The 16948-nt window shown below is 60.7% G+C and carries 31 protein-coding genes and 1 tRNA gene; 15 read left to right on the top strand and 17 right to left on the bottom strand.

The features are described 5' to 3' along the window. Nucleotides 1–56 precede the first annotated feature (56 nt). Entirely contained in the window at nt 57–833 is a 777-nt protein-coding gene (locus ACR9ZN_RS09730; protein WP_434956266.1) for an SIR2 family NAD-dependent protein deacylase, read from the bottom strand. A gap of 34 nt (nt 834–867) precedes the next feature. On the opposite strand from ACR9ZN_RS09730, the gene ACR9ZN_RS09725 reads away from it, so the two are divergent. Both ACR9ZN_RS09725 and ACR9ZN_RS09720 read left to right on the top strand, forming a co-directional pair. Continuing rightward, nucleotides 868–1308 carry a VOC family protein gene (locus ACR9ZN_RS09725; protein ID WP_434956265.1) on the top strand — a complete coding sequence of 147 codons (441 nt, stop codon included), beginning with the start codon at nt 868–870 and terminating at the stop codon, nt 1306–1308. Nucleotides 1309–1424: 116 nt separating this feature from the next. Continuing rightward, nucleotides 1425–1499 (top strand) — tRNA-Glu (locus ACR9ZN_RS09720). Between the two features lie 70 nt (nt 1500–1569). On the opposite strand, the gene ACR9ZN_RS09715 is transcribed toward ACR9ZN_RS09720, so the two are convergent. Continuing rightward, nucleotides 1570–2409 carry a tyrosine-type recombinase/integrase gene (locus ACR9ZN_RS09715; protein WP_481272110.1) on the bottom strand — a complete coding sequence of 280 codons (840 nt, stop codon included), beginning with the start codon at nt 2407–2409 and terminating at the stop codon, nt 1570–1572. Here ACR9ZN_RS09715 and ACR9ZN_RS09710 point away from each other — a divergent pair. Continuing rightward, a complete protein-coding gene (locus tag ACR9ZN_RS09710) occupies nt 2408–2665 on the top strand; it encodes a hypothetical protein (RefSeq protein WP_481272109.1) in 258 nt (85 codons plus the stop codon). The genes ACR9ZN_RS09715 and ACR9ZN_RS09710 overlap by 2 nt on opposite strands. Nucleotides 2666–2690: 25 nt before the next feature. On the opposite strand, the gene ACR9ZN_RS09705 is transcribed toward ACR9ZN_RS09710, so the two are convergent. Then, nucleotides 2691–2981, bottom strand: coding sequence for a helix-turn-helix transcriptional regulator (locus tag ACR9ZN_RS09705; RefSeq protein WP_481272108.1), 291 nt, complete (start codon nt 2979–2981; stop codon nt 2691–2693). Beyond that, a complete protein-coding gene (locus ACR9ZN_RS09700) occupies nt 2978–3685 on the bottom strand; it encodes a hypothetical protein (RefSeq protein ID WP_481272107.1) in 708 nt (235 codons plus the stop codon). Before ACR9ZN_RS09700 ends, ACR9ZN_RS09705 begins: the two co-directional genes overlap by 4 nt. Between ACR9ZN_RS09700 and ACR9ZN_RS09695 the strand changes: the two genes are divergently transcribed. After that, a complete protein-coding gene (locus ACR9ZN_RS09695; RefSeq protein WP_481272106.1) occupies nt 3684–3959 on the top strand; it encodes a DUF1488 family protein in 276 nt (91 codons plus the stop codon). The genes ACR9ZN_RS09700 and ACR9ZN_RS09695 overlap by 2 nt on opposite strands. Before the next feature lie 286 nt (nt 3960–4245). Here the strand turns inward: ACR9ZN_RS09695 and ACR9ZN_RS09690 are convergent, their stop codons facing one another. Beyond that, on the bottom strand, nt 4246–5448 hold the full coding sequence (locus tag ACR9ZN_RS09690; RefSeq protein WP_481272105.1) for a DNA-methyltransferase: 1203 nt from the start codon (nt 5446–5448) through the stop codon (nt 4246–4248). 59 nt (nt 5449–5507) lie between these two features. Here ACR9ZN_RS09690 and ACR9ZN_RS09685 point away from each other — a divergent pair, with 59 nt between their 5' ends. From ACR9ZN_RS09685 to ACR9ZN_RS09670, 4 genes are all read left to right on the top strand, one after another. Next, on the top strand, nt 5508–5759 hold the full coding sequence (locus tag ACR9ZN_RS09685) for a DUF982 domain-containing protein (protein WP_481272104.1): 252 nt from the start codon (nt 5508–5510) through the stop codon (nt 5757–5759). Between the two features lie 63 nt (nt 5760–5822). After that, nucleotides 5823–6068, top strand: a complete 246-nt coding sequence (locus ACR9ZN_RS09680; protein ID WP_481272103.1) for a DUF982 domain-containing protein — start codon at nt 5823–5825, stop codon at nt 6066–6068. Between the two features lie 11 nt (nt 6069–6079). After that, nucleotides 6080–6283 carry a hypothetical protein gene (locus ACR9ZN_RS09675; protein ID WP_481272102.1) on the top strand — a complete coding sequence of 68 codons (204 nt, stop codon included), beginning with the start codon at nt 6080–6082 and terminating at the stop codon, nt 6281–6283. Between the two features lie 211 nt (nt 6284–6494). Further along, nucleotides 6495–6725: a DUF982 domain-containing protein gene (locus ACR9ZN_RS09670; RefSeq protein WP_481272101.1), complete on the top strand. Its 231-nt coding sequence runs from the start codon at nt 6495–6497 to the stop codon at nt 6723–6725. 2 nt (nt 6726–6727) lie between these two features. On the opposite strand, the gene ACR9ZN_RS09665 is transcribed toward ACR9ZN_RS09670, so the two are convergent. Together ACR9ZN_RS09665 and ACR9ZN_RS09660 are read right to left on the bottom strand one after the other, a co-directional pair. Further along, nucleotides 6728–7249: a zinc-finger-containing protein gene (locus tag ACR9ZN_RS09665; protein WP_481272100.1), complete on the bottom strand. Its 522-nt coding sequence runs from the start codon at nt 7247–7249 to the stop codon at nt 6728–6730. Continuing rightward, the gene (locus ACR9ZN_RS09660) at nt 7246–8217 is read right to left on the bottom strand and encodes a phage Gp37/Gp68 family protein (RefSeq protein WP_481272099.1); all 972 of its coding nucleotides are present in this window, start codon (nt 8215–8217) and stop codon (nt 7246–7248) included. Before ACR9ZN_RS09660 ends, ACR9ZN_RS09665 begins: the two co-directional genes overlap by 4 nt. 49 nt (nt 8218–8266) lie before the next feature. Here ACR9ZN_RS09660 and ACR9ZN_RS09655 point away from each other — a divergent pair, with 49 nt between their 5' ends. Continuing rightward, nucleotides 8267–8572: a DUF1488 family protein gene (locus ACR9ZN_RS09655; protein ID WP_481272098.1), complete on the top strand. Its 306-nt coding sequence runs from the start codon at nt 8267–8269 to the stop codon at nt 8570–8572. 5 nt (nt 8573–8577) lie between these two features. Here the strand turns inward: ACR9ZN_RS09655 and ACR9ZN_RS09650 are convergent, their stop codons facing one another. Genes ACR9ZN_RS09650 through ACR9ZN_RS09610 form a run of 9 tightly spaced genes read right to left on the bottom strand, consistent with a single transcriptional unit; the run spans nt 8578 to nt 14079 of the window. Continuing rightward, nucleotides 8578–9786 carry a hypothetical protein gene (locus ACR9ZN_RS09650; RefSeq protein ID WP_481272097.1) on the bottom strand — a complete coding sequence of 403 codons (1209 nt, stop codon included), beginning with the start codon at nt 9784–9786 and terminating at the stop codon, nt 8578–8580. Nucleotides 9787–9827: 41 nt separating this feature from the next. Then, entirely contained in the window at nt 9828–10748 is a 921-nt protein-coding gene (locus ACR9ZN_RS09645) for a YqaJ viral recombinase family protein (protein ID WP_481272096.1), read from the bottom strand. Nucleotides 10749–10759: 11 nt separating this feature from the next. Further along, the gene (locus ACR9ZN_RS09640) at nt 10760–12001 is read right to left on the bottom strand and encodes a hypothetical protein (RefSeq protein WP_481272095.1); all 1242 of its coding nucleotides are present in this window, start codon (nt 11999–12001) and stop codon (nt 10760–10762) included. Continuing rightward, nucleotides 11998–12204, bottom strand: a complete 207-nt coding sequence (locus ACR9ZN_RS09635) for a hypothetical protein (RefSeq protein ID WP_481272094.1) — start codon at nt 12202–12204, stop codon at nt 11998–12000. The genes ACR9ZN_RS09640 and ACR9ZN_RS09635 overlap by 4 nt, the downstream gene beginning before the upstream one ends. Next, complete coding sequence (locus ACR9ZN_RS09630) at nt 12191–12475, bottom strand: hypothetical protein (RefSeq protein WP_481272093.1); 285 nt, start codon at nt 12473–12475, stop codon at nt 12191–12193. The genes ACR9ZN_RS09635 and ACR9ZN_RS09630 overlap by 14 nt, the downstream gene beginning before the upstream one ends. Further along, on the bottom strand, nt 12472–12822 hold the full coding sequence (locus tag ACR9ZN_RS09625; RefSeq protein WP_481272092.1) for a hypothetical protein: 351 nt from the start codon (nt 12820–12822) through the stop codon (nt 12472–12474). Before ACR9ZN_RS09625 ends, ACR9ZN_RS09630 begins: the two co-directional genes overlap by 4 nt. Nucleotides 12823–12827: 5 nt before the next feature. Further along, nucleotides 12828–13469 (bottom strand): hypothetical protein, encoded by a 642-nt coding sequence (locus tag ACR9ZN_RS09620; RefSeq protein ID WP_481272091.1) that lies wholly within the window; start codon nt 13467–13469, stop codon nt 12828–12830. Then, nucleotides 13466–13714, bottom strand: coding sequence for a hypothetical protein (locus ACR9ZN_RS09615; protein ID WP_481272090.1), 249 nt, complete (start codon nt 13712–13714; stop codon nt 13466–13468). Before ACR9ZN_RS09615 ends, ACR9ZN_RS09620 begins: the two co-directional genes overlap by 4 nt. Further along, nucleotides 13714–14079 carry a hypothetical protein gene (locus ACR9ZN_RS09610; protein ID WP_481272089.1) on the bottom strand — a complete coding sequence of 122 codons (366 nt, stop codon included), beginning with the start codon at nt 14077–14079 and terminating at the stop codon, nt 13714–13716. The genes ACR9ZN_RS09615 and ACR9ZN_RS09610 overlap by 1 nt, the downstream gene beginning before the upstream one ends. Nucleotides 14080–14274: 195 nt before the next feature. Between ACR9ZN_RS09610 and ACR9ZN_RS09605 the strand changes: the two genes are divergently transcribed. Beyond that, nucleotides 14275–14499 carry a hypothetical protein gene (locus ACR9ZN_RS09605; protein ID WP_481272088.1) on the top strand — a complete coding sequence of 75 codons (225 nt, stop codon included), beginning with the start codon at nt 14275–14277 and terminating at the stop codon, nt 14497–14499. Continuing rightward, nucleotides 14499–14867 (top strand): hypothetical protein, encoded by a 369-nt coding sequence (locus ACR9ZN_RS09600; RefSeq protein WP_481272087.1) that lies wholly within the window; start codon nt 14499–14501, stop codon nt 14865–14867. The genes ACR9ZN_RS09605 and ACR9ZN_RS09600 overlap by 1 nt, the downstream gene beginning before the upstream one ends. Here the strand turns inward: ACR9ZN_RS09600 and ACR9ZN_RS09595 are convergent. Continuing rightward, nucleotides 14857–15591 carry a S24 family peptidase gene (locus tag ACR9ZN_RS09595; RefSeq protein ID WP_481272086.1) on the bottom strand — a complete coding sequence of 245 codons (735 nt, stop codon included), beginning with the start codon at nt 15589–15591 and terminating at the stop codon, nt 14857–14859. The genes ACR9ZN_RS09600 and ACR9ZN_RS09595 overlap by 11 nt on opposite strands. Nucleotides 15592–15685: 94 nt before the next feature. Between ACR9ZN_RS09595 and ACR9ZN_RS09590 the strand changes: the two genes are divergently transcribed. The 4 genes from ACR9ZN_RS09590 (at nt 15686) to ACR9ZN_RS09575 (ending at nt 16946) form a co-directional block, all read left to right on the top strand. Continuing rightward, the gene (locus ACR9ZN_RS09590; RefSeq protein ID WP_481272085.1) at nt 15686–15967 is read left to right on the top strand and encodes a hypothetical protein; all 282 of its coding nucleotides are present in this window, start codon (nt 15686–15688) and stop codon (nt 15965–15967) included. A gap of 94 nt (nt 15968–16061) precedes the next feature. Further along, nucleotides 16062–16217, top strand: coding sequence for a hypothetical protein (locus tag ACR9ZN_RS09585; protein ID WP_481272084.1), 156 nt, complete (start codon nt 16062–16064; stop codon nt 16215–16217). A 295-nt stretch (nt 16218–16512) separates the two neighbouring features. Then, complete coding sequence (locus tag ACR9ZN_RS09580; RefSeq protein ID WP_481272083.1) at nt 16513–16782, top strand: hypothetical protein; 270 nt, start codon at nt 16513–16515, stop codon at nt 16780–16782. Continuing rightward, the gene (locus ACR9ZN_RS09575) at nt 16779–16946 is read left to right on the top strand and encodes a hypothetical protein (protein WP_434956239.1); all 168 of its coding nucleotides are present in this window, start codon (nt 16779–16781) and stop codon (nt 16944–16946) included. The genes ACR9ZN_RS09580 and ACR9ZN_RS09575 overlap by 4 nt, the downstream gene beginning before the upstream one ends. Nucleotides 16947–16948: the final 2 nt, after the last annotated feature.

The following is a 16948-nucleotide window of genomic DNA, read 5'->3' as shown; positions in this document are numbered from 1 at the left end:
TCGTACAATCGCAAAACGTCCCTAAAATCGACGAACTCTCGAAAATCCAGCTGCATTTACAGAACGAATTCCTCCAGCAGATCGCCGATCTCTCCCCGCAGCAACAGATCTGCATAGCGATCGCCCGGTGTCTCCTCGCGATTGACGATCACCACCCGCGCGCCCTGGCGATGGGCAAGTCGCGGCAGGTCCGCGGCCGGATAGACGACCAGGGACGAGCCGACCACCACGAAAAGATCGCAGGTCCTGGCGAGTTCGGTGGCGCGCCGCATCGCCGTCTCCGGCATGGGCTGCCCAAAGGATATCGTCGCCGTCTTGATAAAGCCGCCGCAATCGTCGCAGCGCGGCGCTTGTCCGTTTGCCAGGAACGGGGCGCGCAAGGCCTCGATTTCATAGCGCCTGGCGCAGTCGAGGCACGTCGCATACGTCGTGTTGCCATGCACTTCCACGACGGCATCGGCCGGAATGCCCGAATCCTGGTGCAGATTGTCGATGTTCTGCGTGATCACCGCCGGACATTTGCCGGCCTGCACCCAAGAGGCGATCGCCATATGGCCGCGCGTGGGCCGGGCCGAGCGGATCTCGTCGTCCATGTCGAAGCGCCGGCGCCAACTTTCGCGCCGGGCCTCCTCGTCGGCCAGGAACGCCTCGAAGGCAATCGGTTTCATCCGGCTCCAGCGGCCGCCCGGCGAGCGAAAGTCGGGAATGCCGGCCTCTGTCGACAGGCCAGCACCGGTGAAGGCGGCGACACGATCGGCCCGCGCCAGCATTGCGGCGAAGCGGGCGCGTTTTTCGGCAAGCACGGCATCCTTGTCGGCGGCGGCAATCGGCATTAGGCCTTACCTCTCCACATGCAATGAGGGTCCGATGAAATATCTCCACACCATGGTCCGCGTCCGCGACCTCGATGCCTCGCTCAAATTCTATGTCGACATCTTCGGCCTGGTCGAGGGTCGGCGCTATGAAAACGAGAAGGGCCGTTTCACGCTGGTCTTCCTGGTTGCCCCGGAGGATCTCGAAGCCTTCCGGGCCGGCAAGGCCCCTGCCCTCGAACTGACCTACAACTGGGATCCGGAAGATTACGGCAGCGCCCGCAATTTTGGCCATCTCGCCTATGAGGTCGACGACATCTATGCCTTCTGCGCCCAGTTGCAGCAGGCCGGCATCACCATCAACCGCCCGCCCCGCGACGGCCACATGGCCTTCGTGCGCTCGCCGGATCTGATCTCCATCGAGATCCTGCAAAAGGGCGATTCTCTGCCGCCAGCCGAGCCCTGGGCCTCGATGGCGAACACCGGCGTGTGGTGAAACGGGGCATTTCACCCGCAAAACCAGCACCAAAACTGCCCGGCACAACAAATTTCACAAAGGCGGCATATTCCTCTTGCCGCCTGCGATTCACCCCTCTATATGTCCGCCCCGCCGCGCCCTTCGTCTATCGGTCAGGACGCCACCCTTTCACGGTGGAGAGAGGGGTTCGATTCCCCTAGGGCGCGCCACACCGCTAAGTCAGTACTTACTTATCAATGGCTTACTGACCGAAATTGTCGCACCTCCTGTAACCGCCTCTCAAGGTGCGACACGGCTGTGCCGTCTCCGTTCCCCCGGATCCGTCAAAATCTTTTCAACAACCAGGGTTTGCGCGATCCGCTCAAAACCCTTCGTCGCCAGAATCAGAGCCCTCGCCCTCTTGGTGTAGACGCCGGACTGGCGGTTATTCGCCCATCCATACATGGCTTCGAGCTCGACCTCTGAGCCGCCGTTCTCCGAGCAAATCGTTGCGCCGCCCTTGCGAAGACCGTGCGGTGAGCAATCCGGCAAGCCAGCCTCACGGCATCGGTCTTTGAACCAATTCCCAAACGCCGCGCCCGAGGCGAACGGTTTGCCATAAGCCGTGAGCAAGTACGGGAGTTGATCAGTGTCGGGCATTGCCTCGATCGCATCGACGAGCGGCCAAGGCATTTCAGTGATCAGGTCGGCACCGGTCTTGCTGGTCTTGAAGTTCACCTTGCCCGAGCGAGCGTGTTGCCGGCCGAACTTCACCGCATCGGAGCGACGGAGCCCGGTGAACAGAAGCTGCATGCAGGCCAGATACGGCATTGTGCCGATCGGATGCCTCTTCACGTAGGTTCGAATGTCGTCGACCGTCCAGGTGTAGAAGCCCTCGGATTCGGTCTTGATCTTTCCAAGGCCCGCAGCCGGGCTCACCTCTATGATCTTGATGCTGACGGCCCAGGTGTAGAGCGCCTTCAGGGATTTCAGCCACTCGTTGGCATTGCCGGGAACAGCAGACCGCTTGGCGACGCCTTTGGCGATGTTCTCGCCTGGGATCACCATCGGTTTGTGGCCGTGTTCCTTCTTCACGTCCTCCAGGATCTTCCGGCGACGCTTTCGGCCGAGCGGATCCATGGTGAGATATTTCGTCGAACTCGGTGAAATATCGCTCGATCAACCAGCCCAGCGTCTTCGGGGCGAACGGCACTCGTACATCTTGTTTGCCGGCCTTCGCGGCATTCTCTTCAACGCCTGCGAAGAGCGCTTTCACTGCTGCTCGATACTCGTCGAGGAATTCGGGCGACGAAACCGGGTGCTTGAGACGGATCCGTTTTCCCTTCAGGCGCGCATAGACGACGCGCCGGCCGTGACGCGTCTTTTCCTCGCTTAGATACCGAAGATCGATCTCCATCCCATCAGGGTGCTTCATCGCCCCAACCGTCGTCAACGTCGCCACCTGGGGATTGCGGGGACTGTTCGTCTCTGAGCTGATCAAACGCCGAATCGAGCGCCCGCATATCCCAGATCACCCGACGGTCGATTCGGATCGGCTTCGGCATTTTGCCGGCACCAACGAGCTCGAGGAACTTCGTCTGGCTCAGGCCAATGTAGGCAGCGGCTTCCTCGCAAGACAGGCCGCGCCGCGGTGCCGGCGACAGTGGCAGCACGATGGTGGTTGCGGCGTCGATCGCGCGGGCGTGCTTCATGCCGCCTCCTTCATCGCGTCGATGTTCTGGTGATGCACGGTGAAGGTCAGCGCGACCATCCAGGGGTTCTCAAACCATAGGTCGCCACTGTGCAGATTGTTGATGAGGTCGCGATAGACCAGGCGGGGCGACGGATGATTGCCGATCATAAGCCGGCCCTTTGAGGCATTCACGCCGCACAACATCGAAGCCCCTGGCAGATAGAAGATGCCGGGCGCGTCGCCGTCGTCTTCGACGATCCCCTCGGCAATCGCATCCTCCTCGCTGATGTCCTGCAACCGCTCTACCTTCACGCCGGTCACTATCAGCGTGAGGCGCGATGCCCAGCGAGGCATGAACATGCTGGAGCGGAGACGGCCAATCTTGGCTATGGCTGGGTACCCCCAAGTTTGGTGGGCGCCATCCGCTTGGTATTGGATCGGCTCTTCACCGCCCATCGCAGACGGCGCCAAATCGTCATAGGCAGCAGCGCTGCGCCACGCCTCGCGCACCCACAGACGATCACCGTCGCGCCAGGGATAAGCGTCATCTCGCCACTTTTGGTTACTGGGATCGAGAACATAGTTGTCCGACCAGGTGCCGTCGAAAAGGCTCGGCCTATTCGGGTTGTGCCGTGGCTTGATGACGCGCCGCGTCTGCGTCTTGGTTCCGGCCAAAAGGGCGCGTATCATCGCCGGAGAGAAAAGAATAGGGCGATCAACCATGCCGCTCACTCCCTCCGATCGAGAGCCTTTGGACTCGTTCAATCCTCAGGGCGTCAAATTCTTCATGATGGATGGCGAGCGCGAGGTTCCGTGTTTGGTTTCTCGCGCTTATCTCGACGACATCGGGCCAGGGCTGACAAACAATGAGGCGGAACGCATTGCCCGGTTCGTGGACAATCGAGCTTTCATCGAGCAGATAGCCAGCCGAAAGTACGATGCCCGCATGCTCGACGATGGCTACGTGATCGTCACGAATGGGGACTTTCGCAGGTAGAGCCATCAAATCCCCCCTGCCGCTTCGATGACGGCGGCTTTGCAACGGTCCCAAAGTCGATCAATGAGGATGGCGAGGCGGCGACAGTCACGGCGCGGTGCACTGCCGGACGGGTAGCTCCAGTAGCTCCGATCGCCGTGTTGTTTCCGGTAACGGCGGAGGAGCTTGGTATGTCGATTCCGCCAGACCTTCGGTGCCAAACGCCAGTGCTTGCCACATATGACCTCGGAGGATCCGTCATCGGCGAAGGTGCGGCGGCAGAATGGGATGCAGCAGTGGAGACGGGTCATTCTGCGGCTCCTTCGAACAGAGGAGCGCTACCCTTTGGTTGTCGCCGCCTAGCTCGGCTCTCCATTGCCGTGACAGGGCCGCTGCGAGCTTCCAACAGCCGAGCCCGGGCCATTTCGGCAGTGACCGGATTAATCTCGATCAGCACCGCATCACGGCCAAGGCTATCGGCGACCAGTCCCGTTGTGCCAGGACCGCCGAATGGATCGAGCACAACATCACCAGGCTTGCTACCGGCCAGGACGCAAAGTTCAGCCAGCGCCGGTGGCATCATAGCGTGGTGCTGCTCTCCACTGGGTTGTGTCGCTATAGTCCAGACATTCCGGCGATTGCGCTGACCACCACGCCCGACCGCGTCGAGACTAGATTGGTCGCTGCTCTCATATTGGGCATGGCGGGGTGGCAAGCCACGCTTTCGAGGCGGAAAGCCTCCAGACTTGCCACGATCATTACCGCGTGCTGCGGCCGCACCCTGGTTGCCGCGACCAGTGATGGTCGCACGCTCCTCGTAACGCTCCTTTGGATCCGTGCGAAAGTCTTCGGCGATCGCGGCGGCGTCATAGAAATAACGCTCCGATTTGGCCATGAGAAACACGTGTTCATAGGAGCTCGTCGGCCGATCCTTGACACTCTCTGGCATCGGGTTCGGCTTTGCCCAAATGATGGCGCTGCGCAGATACCAGCCGTCGGCCTGCAAAGCGAATGCGACGCGCCAGGGAATTCCGATCAAGTCCTTCTGCTTCAATCCGGCGGGCGGCGGAACCCATGCCCGCCCGATGGCGCCCGCAGTTCGTGCCTTCTCATGGAAACCTGCCGGCAAGATGCTCCCGCGTTGGGTTCCCGCCGCGCCGATCTCGCCCTTCCTATTTCGGCGGATCATGGAAGCCTCCTGCGAGGCCATTCCGCCCTGCAGCGTTGACGACTCCCGCGTTGGATTCCCGCCGCGCCCGCTGCCGGCATAACTGTCGCCGAGATTGAGCCACAGTGTGCCTTCGTCACGAAGGACGCGGCGCACCTTGGCGAAAACGTCGACCAGTTCGGCGACGAAGGCGTCCGGTGTTTGTTCGAGACCGATCTGGTCCACAGCATCGTAGTCCCGCAGGCCGAAGTATGGTGGTGAGGAGACACAGCATTGCACGCTTCCGCCCGGCAACATGTCGAGCATTGTGCGGCAGTCTCCGGTGATGACCTGTACCGTCATGCCACCACCCTCCCCGGAACCTCAATGCCGGAGGCCAGTTGTAGGGCCGAGGTACATTCATGCACATCCATCTCTGGGCACGGCCGGTCGACCTGCAAACCTATATCGGCGATTACCGTAGGATCGCCTCGACCGAAGAAGCAGTAGGTTTCCTGGTCAAAAACTGGCCAATAGACTCCCGCGGGCAGCCGGTACGCGGGCGCCAGAAATTCATCGTTGAAATCAGAAACGCCACGTCGATCGAGGATGCCCGAGCCACCTTTGTTGAGGCATGCATGCATCTTGGGGTGGAGGTAATTGAAGGTTCTTAGTGCAGGGGTTTTCTGCCGTGGAACTAGATCACGCCGCCGACGTTGGATGGGCGGAGGTGCGCCATGGACGTCAAAATCTGGAGCATGCCGGTGCGGTTCGAAACCGGCATCGGCAACTACCGCATCATCACCAGCACCGAAGAGGCTTCCCGCTTCCTGCTGAACCAATGGCCGATGGAAAACGGTGTTGCCTACGATGCCGCCCGCAAAGCCTGCTTGGATGCTATGGAAGGTGAGGTTCCGCCCGACCAGGCGCGCCAGGCGTTCATCGAGGCCTGCGACGAGGCGGGCATGTACGTGATGCAGTGAAGGAGCTCGAAATGCCCGATCGAACGCGCCAGAAGCCGCCCGACGAGCCCCGGAAGAAGGGTCCTTCTCCCGAAGCTCCGCACAAGGACGAGAAGCCATTCCTTCCGCTTGAGGTCGACTATCCCGGACAGGCGGACGACAAACCGGTGCTCGAGCCCAGCCCGCAGCCGCGCAAGCGACAGTATGGTGGAACCAGCCGGCAGCATGAACGTTAACAGCCCAGTACACTGTTGATGGAGAGTGGGATGCCTGGACCCACCGATCCGACACCTGAAGTTCGGCCCAAGCCTCAGAATTCGCCACCAACGTGGCCGCCGGAGATATAGGCTGGAGATCGCCGCGCGAAGGGATTCGAGCCTGGACTGCCAGCTGCGCCCGACGGGGAACAATCGCCTCGCGCCTATGTTGAGCTTGAGGAGATACCTCATGGACAACATATTGTTTTCCCGACCTCTTGAGATCGGTAGCCTCACGATCGCCGACGCTGATCAGGCGAGTAGCTATCTGCTCGACTACTGGCCGGTTGATCATGGCGAGCACTATGAGAGCGCCAGATTTGCCTGTCTTGAAGCGGTCGCGGGGCGGTGCCATCCAGATGACGCGAGGGCCGCCTTCCTTCGTGCGGCAGAGCATGCCGGAGTTTTTGTCTTGAGCTGAGGTCATGCAGCGGCCCTCCGATAGGGCGCGCAGATCTCGACGACCCGCTGACAGGTCGCGACGTCGAACATGCCGATGTGGCAATCAGGTGCGGGCATGCCGAGTTCGGCCGCAAGCCACTGATAGGCGCGATTCCTCGATTCCTTTTGCTTGATCCCTTCCCGCTCCATCTTCGCTCGCCAGAGCGGGTCAAAGGCAGCATGGGCGCGCTGTTTGGCGGCTCGTAGCTCGGCATTGGCGAGACGGCCGAGCGGGTTCAGCGTTCCAGGATGGCAGCCGACCCAGGCACCGCAGGGTTCGCACCGATAGATCTGCTTGTCCTTGAGGTCAGGGCGGTGAGGATAGATGTCGGCGCCGGTCACCAACTCCGACATGGTCTGGCAGTAGTCGCAGACAGGAGCCACCGCGCGCCGGGGCTGTTCCGGGCCGACGTTGTGCTTGAAGCGGAGATGATCGGACAGGCCCTGCTGGTTTCCGAATGCCCGGCCGCATTGGGTGCAACCGAATGGCTTTTTCTTCGTCATGCTGGCACCTCGGGGAAACCATTGTGCTCGACGCCATCGAGGAGGCGGCCGGCGCGCTTCTTGCCGAGGCGAACCATGTAATTGTCCGCGTCACCCCAGCCCGAAGGATCGTCGGTCCAGCACGAGCCGGTCCATCCACGAACTTCGAGAGAGACTGGATGGTGTTCATACCATTCGCCGCCCGGCGCCCACTCTCCCCATTGTTTGCCGAGGTATGCGACACCAGAGGCCGCGCATTGCCGGCGGATCGATCGCTCCCATTCGGGGTGCATCGGCCGGGCATGCGGGCCGCTTTCACCGCCGCCGATCCACCACGCAATCGCTGGTAATTTCGGAACTCCGTCGCGATCAAGCTTGAAGCCCCGCTCAAATCGTTCGCCTTCTGCCAAATGTTGGGGGAAAGGATAGCCGGTCATCCAAGGTGAGAGGTCACCAAGATCCCCAAGAAGAGGCTCGCAGGAGGTGAAGAGGAAGCGAGGCCGCAATCCGGCGGCGACCATCATGTGTGGCAGGCGCTGCTCAACTGCCTTTCGATCCTCGACGGTTGTGCCGAAAGCAATATTCGGTGGCATAAAGCCGATCGCCTTCACCATCTTGACGATGTTCTGAGGCCGTTTCGTCAGAAGCAGCCATTCGAGGTTCGGTGTGTCACGGATGAGCGCCCAGAGGTCGGCGCGCCACTCGCCCGGCACCTGGTTGTCGAATACATCGGCCAGAGACGAGCAGAAGACGCGCGGCCGGTGCTGCCAGCGGCTCACGTCCGTCGGTGCCTCGCGGTTCCATTTTATGGGCTGCTTCCAGTTGGCGACCGATGTCCGCCGCCTGTCACCCTGCCAAAGAGCCGCGCCACCGGTGCGCTTCGCCCAGGACTCGGCATAGCAATTGTCGCATGCCGCGCTGATCTTTGTGCATCCAAGCCAGGCGTTGAACGTATGGGTGGCCCATTCGATCTTGGTGTTCTCACCCATGGACAGTTCCCTTTGCATTAGTACTGTCGAGAGCTGAAGGAGAGCCGTCATGCCGCTGCACGATTTTGTCGGAGAGCCGTTCATTCGCCTCCATGGGGTGGGCTTCCGGATGCAGGGCGACGCCGAAATCGTGCATTGCTTCGTGACGGCTGAAGCACTCGAAGACTTTCTTGGACGAACGGAAGTGGAGGCCGCTTACGCGACGGTCTTTGAGCAACTTCGCGGAAGAATTGCATCCCTGGCGAGCGCCCTTTTTGATAAAGGCGAGCTTGAAGATGATGTTGTCGTCGTGAACAGCTGGGACCTTAACCCCCAGCTCTTTCCCAACCTCCATTTGCGGGATGGAGGCCGCTAACGCGCTCATGCCGCTCCCCCATCCGCCTGCTTGGCAGCAAGGTCGAGCGCCTTGAGGTGAGCCTCGAGCTCGGCCATCTCGGCCTCGGTCAGCTTGCCCTTCCAGAACCGGAACGGCTTGCTGCCCTCCATGGCCTTCGCGCGGGCCTTGCCGAGTAGGCTGTCGTCGTCCGTCAGGTCGTCGTCGTTGTGCTCGGTTGTCGATTCCGCGCTATCGGTTGCCACCGAGGCCTTTTCGGTTGCCGGATCGCTCGATTTGGTTGCCGAGCCAGCATCAGCCTTCGCCTCATCCGTGATCTCGCCAGTCTCCGGATCGTGCGGCGGATCCTTCTTCTCAGCCTTCTCGGCCTTCGGTTTGGCGGCGGGCTGCTTCGGGTCACCACCCTCGCCCAGCTTGTCCAGCGCGGCGGACAGGCCCTTTGCGCCGCCAGCCTGGGGCGCCGCATCCTTGGCGAACATCTCCTCGACAGTGGACTCACCACTCTTGAGCGCGGAGTGCATACCCATGAGGGTGCCCATGTGCTCCAGGGTGATATCCTCAATGCCGGTGAGGCCGAGAGATGCAAACACCTGCTCCGGCTTGACGCCAAATGCAGCAAAGGCCTTCATCGCCTTCTCGCGACGGACCGAAAGGGTGGCGATATCACCCGCGATGACCTTCTCGACGGCATCGTAGGCTTTACGCCAGACCGCCTTGGGCACGCCGGCCAGGATGGCATTCCGGCGCGCAATCGACGAACCAGCATTGCCGGTGACAATGATCATGTCCTCGGTCAGAACTTTATTGCTCTTGTCCGAAATCCGGCGGCGCACCCGTGCCGTCGTCGCTGCATTGGTCTCCAAATCGTGGAAGACTCCTTCTGCCTCGACGAACTTCTCGAAGCGATCGACATGAGCGACGCGAGCCCCGACCCGGCAGTTTCCCCACTGGGAGAAGATGATTTCAGCCAGGCGGATGCTGGGCCCCTTTACGGGTTTGCCGCCTCTCGGAAGAGCATAAATGCACTCGGCTGCGGTTTCTTCATCCAGCGTCGCTAGGGTGAGGATGTTCGACATGGCGCGCGAGATATTGCGAGGCAACGCGCGGGCCGTTGCAATCTGCTGGTCGACCTCGGCGCGGGCGAGGCTAACGGCAAGGCTAGTGTTTTCCTTGTAGCCGGTCGGCAACTCCAGTTCGCTACCGGTGACCTGCTTGGTGGTGACGATCTCGTTCACTGCTGAAATCCTTGAGGTGTGGGACTGGTGGAAAGCGTCGATCAGGCAACTTTGAGGACGCGGAACTCGGTCGGCTTGACCGAGTAGCCGGCGCGTTTCTGGAGCTTCCAGGTCACGGTCCTGGGGCCGCAGATCGCGATTGCGGAATTGCCGAGCTTGAATTTGATTTCGGCCTCAACCTCTTCGAGCTTGTCCTTGGCTGCCTTCTCGGCTTCCTTGAGATCCGAGCGCTGGTCGACGAGCTCGGCGAAGCGGTTGTCTCCGGAGAGATCGATGGGGGGCTCGTTACCCTGGTCGAAGACGCGAGCGATGTTGGCGCCGTCCCGGGCATAGTCCGGCGGCATCGGCTGGCCGGAATCGGTAAGCTCCCAGAACGCCTTGATCGCTTCGTGGACCCTCACCAGCACACGCTTGTGAATCGGGATTTCGATCATGTGGAGCTTCAGCCCCATGCCCATGACCAGGAGCGCCACATAGGCGGCATCGCACTCGGCGAGCTCGGCTTCGAGGAGGCTCTGGACCGCTATCCAGAGCGGCACGACGATTTCCTTCGTGCTCGGATCCTGCCATTTCTGCTTGAAGATCAGATCGGCCGTCGTCTTGATCTGGACATTGATCTTGCGGCCTTCCTGGTCATAGGCGAACAGGTCGGGGGTACAGCCAGTGCGGGTCTCCGGATCGCGAAGATAGATGCCGGGCGATTCCAAGCGCCATTCAGGATGCCGGCGCGCGATCCGTTTGACCGCGACGGGTTCCAGATCCTGGCCGCGAAGCAATGGATCGTCTTCGTCGAGCTCGGCATCGCTATCGGGTTTAATCCGGCCGGTCTTCTGCCCCCACAGCTCAAAGGCGGTGGTATAGTCGTGGATACCAAGCAGACACCCCGCCACGCTGGCAGTGACGTCTTTCTGGCGAAGTGCAAGCCACTGTTCACGGCTGGTGATTTCGATGGTCTCGATCATCGGTGCTGACCTCAGAACATGATGGTGGTGTGGGGGATGGAACCGGAGACGAGCGCCATGACGATCTGCTTCGCGGAGGCCTCGTCGATTTCGCCGGCCTCCATCAAGCCTTCCTTGACGGCGCGCATGATCTCGGCGCGGTGGGTTCTGTCGGCCGCACGCTTGTCGGCCTCGGCCTTCACGCGCCGGTCTGCAGTCTCCTTCGCGGCATGCTCCTGAGCGATCCGATCCGCTTCTGCCTTGCGGTCACGCTCGATCCTGTCGAGCTCGGCTTGGTGCTTGCGGCGCTCTTCAGTGAGCGCTTGCTCGGCTTCCCGCGTGACCTTTTCCGCGGCTTCGCGAGCTGCGTTCGTGGCGGCCTCCTGCTCGCGACGTTCCTGTTCGGCCTTGGCCTCAGCTTCGCGCTTGCGCTGCCCTTCCTCATGGATCGCCTTGACGAAATCCAGGGCCTCGATGCGGGCAGTCTCGACGCGCTCTTGGTATTCGGGAGCAACCTCGTTGGCCCGAACCTTCTCCTCCAATTCGCGCAAGATGATCCCGTAGGGATATGGCTGGCCGCCGATGAAGCCCATGCGGGCCTGCCGGATATGCTCCAGGATGCTATCGGCAAAGTCGCGCTTGCCCTGCTCTTCTCGGAGGCGTTCCAGTTCGGACGCATCGGCCTCGGCCTTCTCTGCCCGGGTGCGAGCATCGAGCAGATCGGAGATCACCAGGGTGCGCAGATCGAGGATTTCAGCCGCGGCGTCGCGTAAGACGTCATCGCCCGGCAGTTCTTTCTGCGTGACCTCGCTCATGCGTCCGGCGATCTGGGCGGCCGTGGTGCCGACCTGCAGGATCCGGGCGCTCTGGAAGTATGACCGGAGCTCGGCGATGTCGTTCTCGCGCTTCTCCTCGGCCGCTTCCCAGTCATCGAGCGGCTTCCGGACCTGGTCGCGCATTCCGTCGAGCGTGTCCCGGATCTCGCGCCGCTTGGCGTCGACGACGTTGATCTCCTTGCGGAGGTCCTCGTTGAGTTTCTTGCCGGCATCGTCGATCGCGGTCTTGGTGCGAACGATCTTGTACGCCAGCGAGCCGATTGCCTTCCTGCCCTTCTCCGTCGAGAGATCGGGAACATGAGCGGCGATGTCGGCCTTCATCTTCTCGTAGAGCGCCGCGAGCTTGGCCGGCTCCTTAAGCACGATGCCGGGGTTCTCCTCGATGAGGAGTGCGATTGGGGTTTCAGGCGCCTCGGCGCGCAAAGCGGTGACGCTCACAGCGACATCTCCAGTTTGAGTTGACGAATTTTTAGGGAGCGGATGCGGGCATCGAGGGTGCGCACTGAACGGTGCTGGCGAGCGGCCAGGGCGCGCTCTTCCGCAATCCGTGAGATCTCGTCGACGATCGGTCCAACGAGCCTCTTCCAGCGCCAGGCGCGCCAAGCGGCGATGACCGAGCAGATCTGGTCAAACGGAGGCATGACGAGCCTCCGCGCGTTGCTGGCGCCGAACGTTCCTGGCAAACTCCAGGGCGTGCTCGAAGCAGGTGTCGACTTCCGCCCGGCTGTAGGGCAGCAGCGGGACCATTCCCTTCTGGACGGTCAGGAGCTCCAAGCACTTCGGCTCGTCGCTCAGGCTCACTTGAGCAGCGGCAAGGAAATATCCGATCTCGCGGACAACGGTGGCGTGCTCAATGACCGGGCGAACCGCTTCGCCAATGGTCTTGATGCCTGGGGGCAAGGGTCCGGTCATTCGCCCCTCCCCGCAAGCCCGCAGTAGCCGACCGGTTCAGCATCGGGTTTCAACCGATGGAGAAGGTCGAACGTCGCGCCGTTATCATTGTCGGTGTGTGAGTACTGCCAGCCGTCGGGATAGCGCCGGATGTATCCGGGCAGCGGAAAGACCTCGGGATTGATGTGAAAGTTTCGAAGGGTCTCTCGTAACGGCGCACCCTGCCGCCAGGCCATGCAGCCTGAACCGACACACGTCTCCCAACCGCGCGCCGAACGATTGTGCGGCAGCATCTCAATATCGCCCTGGTGGATTTGTCGCGCGTGCGGGCACCACTTCGCCTTGGCTTCGGTTTCAGTGACCAGCATCGCCGTCACTCCGCCACTTTGGCGAGCGCATGGGCGAGACGCTGCTTTTCGGCTGCAAGGACAGCCTTGTGCCGAGCTTCGACCGCTAGGCGGACTTCAGCGATGGCCGAGTTGGTTGCCTTCTCGATGTCCTTCGAGAACTTGGCGTCCATGAACTTCTCCACGAAGACCTGGGCCCGGCTCCGCGTATTGTTCCAGCCACTCGGCTGCGTCGGCTTGCCGGCGTTATCGACATGTTGGTCGAGATATTCGCGAGGATAGAGGCCGATGAACTCGCGCATCGTGACCGGCTTCTTGTCGCCGAAGGCGGGCGTTATCGGTTGGTCAATGATGGCGTCTGTCACCTTGGCGAGATGCGCATCGATTTTCTGTGTCACCAGAGCCATGCAACGCTCTTCGATCATCTTCGCGAGCTTGCTATCCGCAACTCGTCCAATGATCTGACGGGCAGCCGCCTCGACGATCAGGTCTTCAATGTCGCTCTGCGTCCAGCTCCTCATCTGGACATGGAACTCAATCTTGGCTTTAGGGTCCGGCTCTACCGTGGCCGTCATGGCTTCGCGCGGCTGGTTCGGCTCGCCGTGCTCATCGAGATTATTGGGCAGCATGCTGGTGTCGGTGATTTCTTGGATCGACATCCCCGTCACTCCGCCGCGATCTTGTGAGCGGCCTCGATTTCGATCTCGTCGGCGAGCTGCTCGGCCAGCTTCTTCGCGGCCTTGCTCGCGTTGGACAGGTCGAGGTCGAAGTGATTGCCGTCCTCAAGGCGGACAAGCATTTCGCCGGCGGAGCGATCGAACAGCTTGTCGAGCATCTTTTCGAGGTCCCTCGCCGCTTTAGCGATGACCTGCAGTTCGTCGACGGTTTCAACCTTGCTCAAGATGTGGCGCATCAGGCAGCACTCCTTGCTTGATCGCGCTCGCCACGAATGGCGGCGACGATCGGATCGATGATTGCGATTGCGGAGAGAATTGAAGGCAGGTCGGCGCTGCTGATCGCGCCAAAGCTGGTCTGGACTGGGCCTGCCTTTACGAAGTCGGCCCAGAGTTCCAGCCGCTGATGGAGGCCGAGAAGCTTGTCAGCCATGTAGCGAACCAGCAGGCCGTCGGTATTGTCGAGACGATCTTGCAGAATGCGCCGAACGACGACGCTCTGAAGGTTAGACACCGCGCACCAGATTTCGGGCGTCCAGGCGAAGAAGGCTGCCGGGCCTCCGCCAAATCGGTCTTCGGTGATGATGAAATTGGCGGGTGCCATCTGGGCTCTCCATCCGGTAGCGACCGGGTATGGAGAGATAATTGCGATAATCGCAATCTTTCGTCAACTGCTAAATTTGCGACAATCGCAAGTTTCTTGCGCCAATAAATTTCTGTCCGCCGAATCACACACCGCTGGACTCGGCAATAATTTTCAGGAATCAATGTGAACAATTAGAGAACAAAGGAGCCCAGCATGCGTGACGGCGGAGCCAGATTTGCAATCCACCTGATGTGCACCAATTGCCTGCGTCGGAAGATTCAGACGCTCGATGTGCCTGTTGCTGATGACGCCCCGACCTGCGTCGATGAGCTTGTCGAAAGCCAGACGCTCGCCCAGATGCGGTTTGCTTGCCACGGCTGCGAAAGCGTTATCGGCGAAGTCATCGCAATCAAGCAGATCGACTTGGAGTCCGCTTGATGACGGTGCCCCCTGACAGGCTCGTTGGCACGATCAGTCGCCCGCCTGGTATGGCGGAGAATGGCGTCGGCACCGTCGTCAAGGGCCATACGATGGGCGCCCTGACGCACAATTCTGTTATTTTCTACAATGACAACAGGAGCTTGCCTTCCTTGGATCTGTTGGGCGAGCTCGTAATTGCTATGACCTCGGACGGACGGCGCCTAGTGCGCTTCCTCGATGCCGGGTCAACTGATGATCGGTACAATCTGCGATCGGTAACAGGCCCCATTATCGAAAACGCAGAGCTGGCATGGATCGAGCGCGTTCTGTGGATACGGCCGCCGATCTTCGGGGACCCGCTTCTGAAGCACACAACTACCGGATAATGATGTCGTTGATCACGCGGCGCACCAAGGCGATAATCTCTACCTCTGTCCCGCCGTCGGCGAAGGCATCGCGCTCCACCACAATCGGCTTATGTGTTTTGTTATTAGAACGAGGGCTGAATTCGATCCGGTCATCATGGAATTCGACTTGTTTGATCGACCACTCGCGCAAATGGCCGCCATCTCTGACCCTCTCCACGACGACCACCATGCCGTCTCTGATCGGGTACCGGTGCGCAATGTCTTCGTAGGCCAGGCCAACCACCTGCGCACCAGGCAAGATAGGTAGCGGCGCCAGCGCGTTCATTGAATCGCCCGCCACCTCGAATATCAGCACCCGTGCATTGGGGAACTCGACGTCTTCCGGGACCATCACCCGCTCGGTCTCGCTCTGATCGTAATCCTCGACGAGCCTAAAACTTCCCGCCTCGACGCGCCCAGCAACCAGACCCAAGGTATAACCTCGAGCGCTTGGAGCGACATGATCCGTCGGGACCGGCATTTCATAGCCCGGAGGCGCCTCGCCAAAAAAAGCGACGATTGCCGGTAATTCATTCACGTTGATGTCGCGTGTCTCCTTGCCGGGATCCGTTCGGGACATCCTGGTGATTTGCGCCTGGTTCAAGCCAAGGTGATGGGCCAACTTCGTTTTGGCGCCGTGCCCGGCTTTCCCTAGCATGCTCGCGAGCCACGCCCGGAGCTGATCCTGCTTCAATGCATTCATGTCGCCATTTTCGCAAATATGGCAACAATATCTATTGCGATTATCGCAATCATGGGCTTGACGTAATCTTGCGATTGTCGCAAATATTGGCGGCATGAAGAAACATCAGCTCAATCCCGCCTTCGCGGTCATCAAGAAAATCGGTGGCGTTGAGATGGTCAGCACCATCACCGGCCGCAGCTCAGCGCGCGTCTATCGATGGACTTACCCTAAGAGCCATGGGGGTACTGGTGGCTTCATCCCTCATGAAGAGGCGCTGAAGCTTCTCGATCATGCCAAGGCACACGGGCTGTCCCTGACCGCGTCAGATTTCTTCGACGTTTCCCCGGCCGTTCCGCAGATCGCGCCGGCGAGCCAGGAAAGGCCAGCAGCATGATCATCGCCAAGATCGCCGCGGCCTTCATTCTCTACTTCCCAGTTGCCCTCCTGATGGCAATCGCCATTGGCCGCTCGTTGAAGGAGCGGGCCTGATGCGACAGCCCGATGATCCCGGCTTTGACCGCTTCGACTTCGAACTCGACGACATGACGCCAGATCAGGCGCGCGTGGTCGTCTTCGTTCTCTGCGCTCTATCCGGCGCCGCAATCGCCGGCCTCATCGGCTTCGCCACCTGGTGGTTTTCATGATTTCTCCTGTCGCAAATTCTCCCCTCTGCGACGGCTTAAGCCGGGTCTCCATTGGAGCCCGGCCTTTTCCTTTCGCTCTCGCGTCCTCCGCCAAGATGTCGCTTGAGCACCTTTCCTGCCGTGAGTTCTGACCATGCAAGGTGTCACTGTTCTCCCTGATGGCCGTTCCCCGATGCAATCAGCATCGTTGGATAGGCCTGGAATGTCCCACCTCCAAAATTCCTCTCACGGCAATATCAATTCCTTGTTTGGCATTTGTTCTGGTCCCGAGCTCAGGGACAGGGTCACCGCGCATTTGCGGAAGATCTATCCGAACAAGCCTTCCGAGCACGTCGCTGCGGCCACCGACCTTCCCGTCGACACCGTCCGCAAGTGGTTCGCTCGCCAGAACACGCCGAACGGTCCCGCGATCGTCCGTCTCGTTTTCGTCTACGGCATCGACTTCCTCTGCTCGATTATGGACGAGCCGCCGCGCTGGCTCGATCGCGCCGCCCAGGCTGAAGAGAAGGCCGCAATTGACGCCGACCTCGAGGCCCTCCTGAAACGCCGGGAGGCGCTGCGTTGAACCTGGTCCGCGCCGTCTACTTCCGGGTTGGAATTGCCTTCGCGCTGCGCCGCTATCGGCGCGCCGTTCGGCTGTCCGGTCACTACACCGATGACGCCCTGCACTGGCGAAGCGTCGCCGAAGCCCTGATCGCCAAGTCCAAATCCCCAACCGCAAACCGATAGGA

Source organism: Labrys sp. HAY1-8F (assembly GCF_056754975.1).
This window is presented reverse-complemented; position numbering and strand designations above follow the sequence as displayed.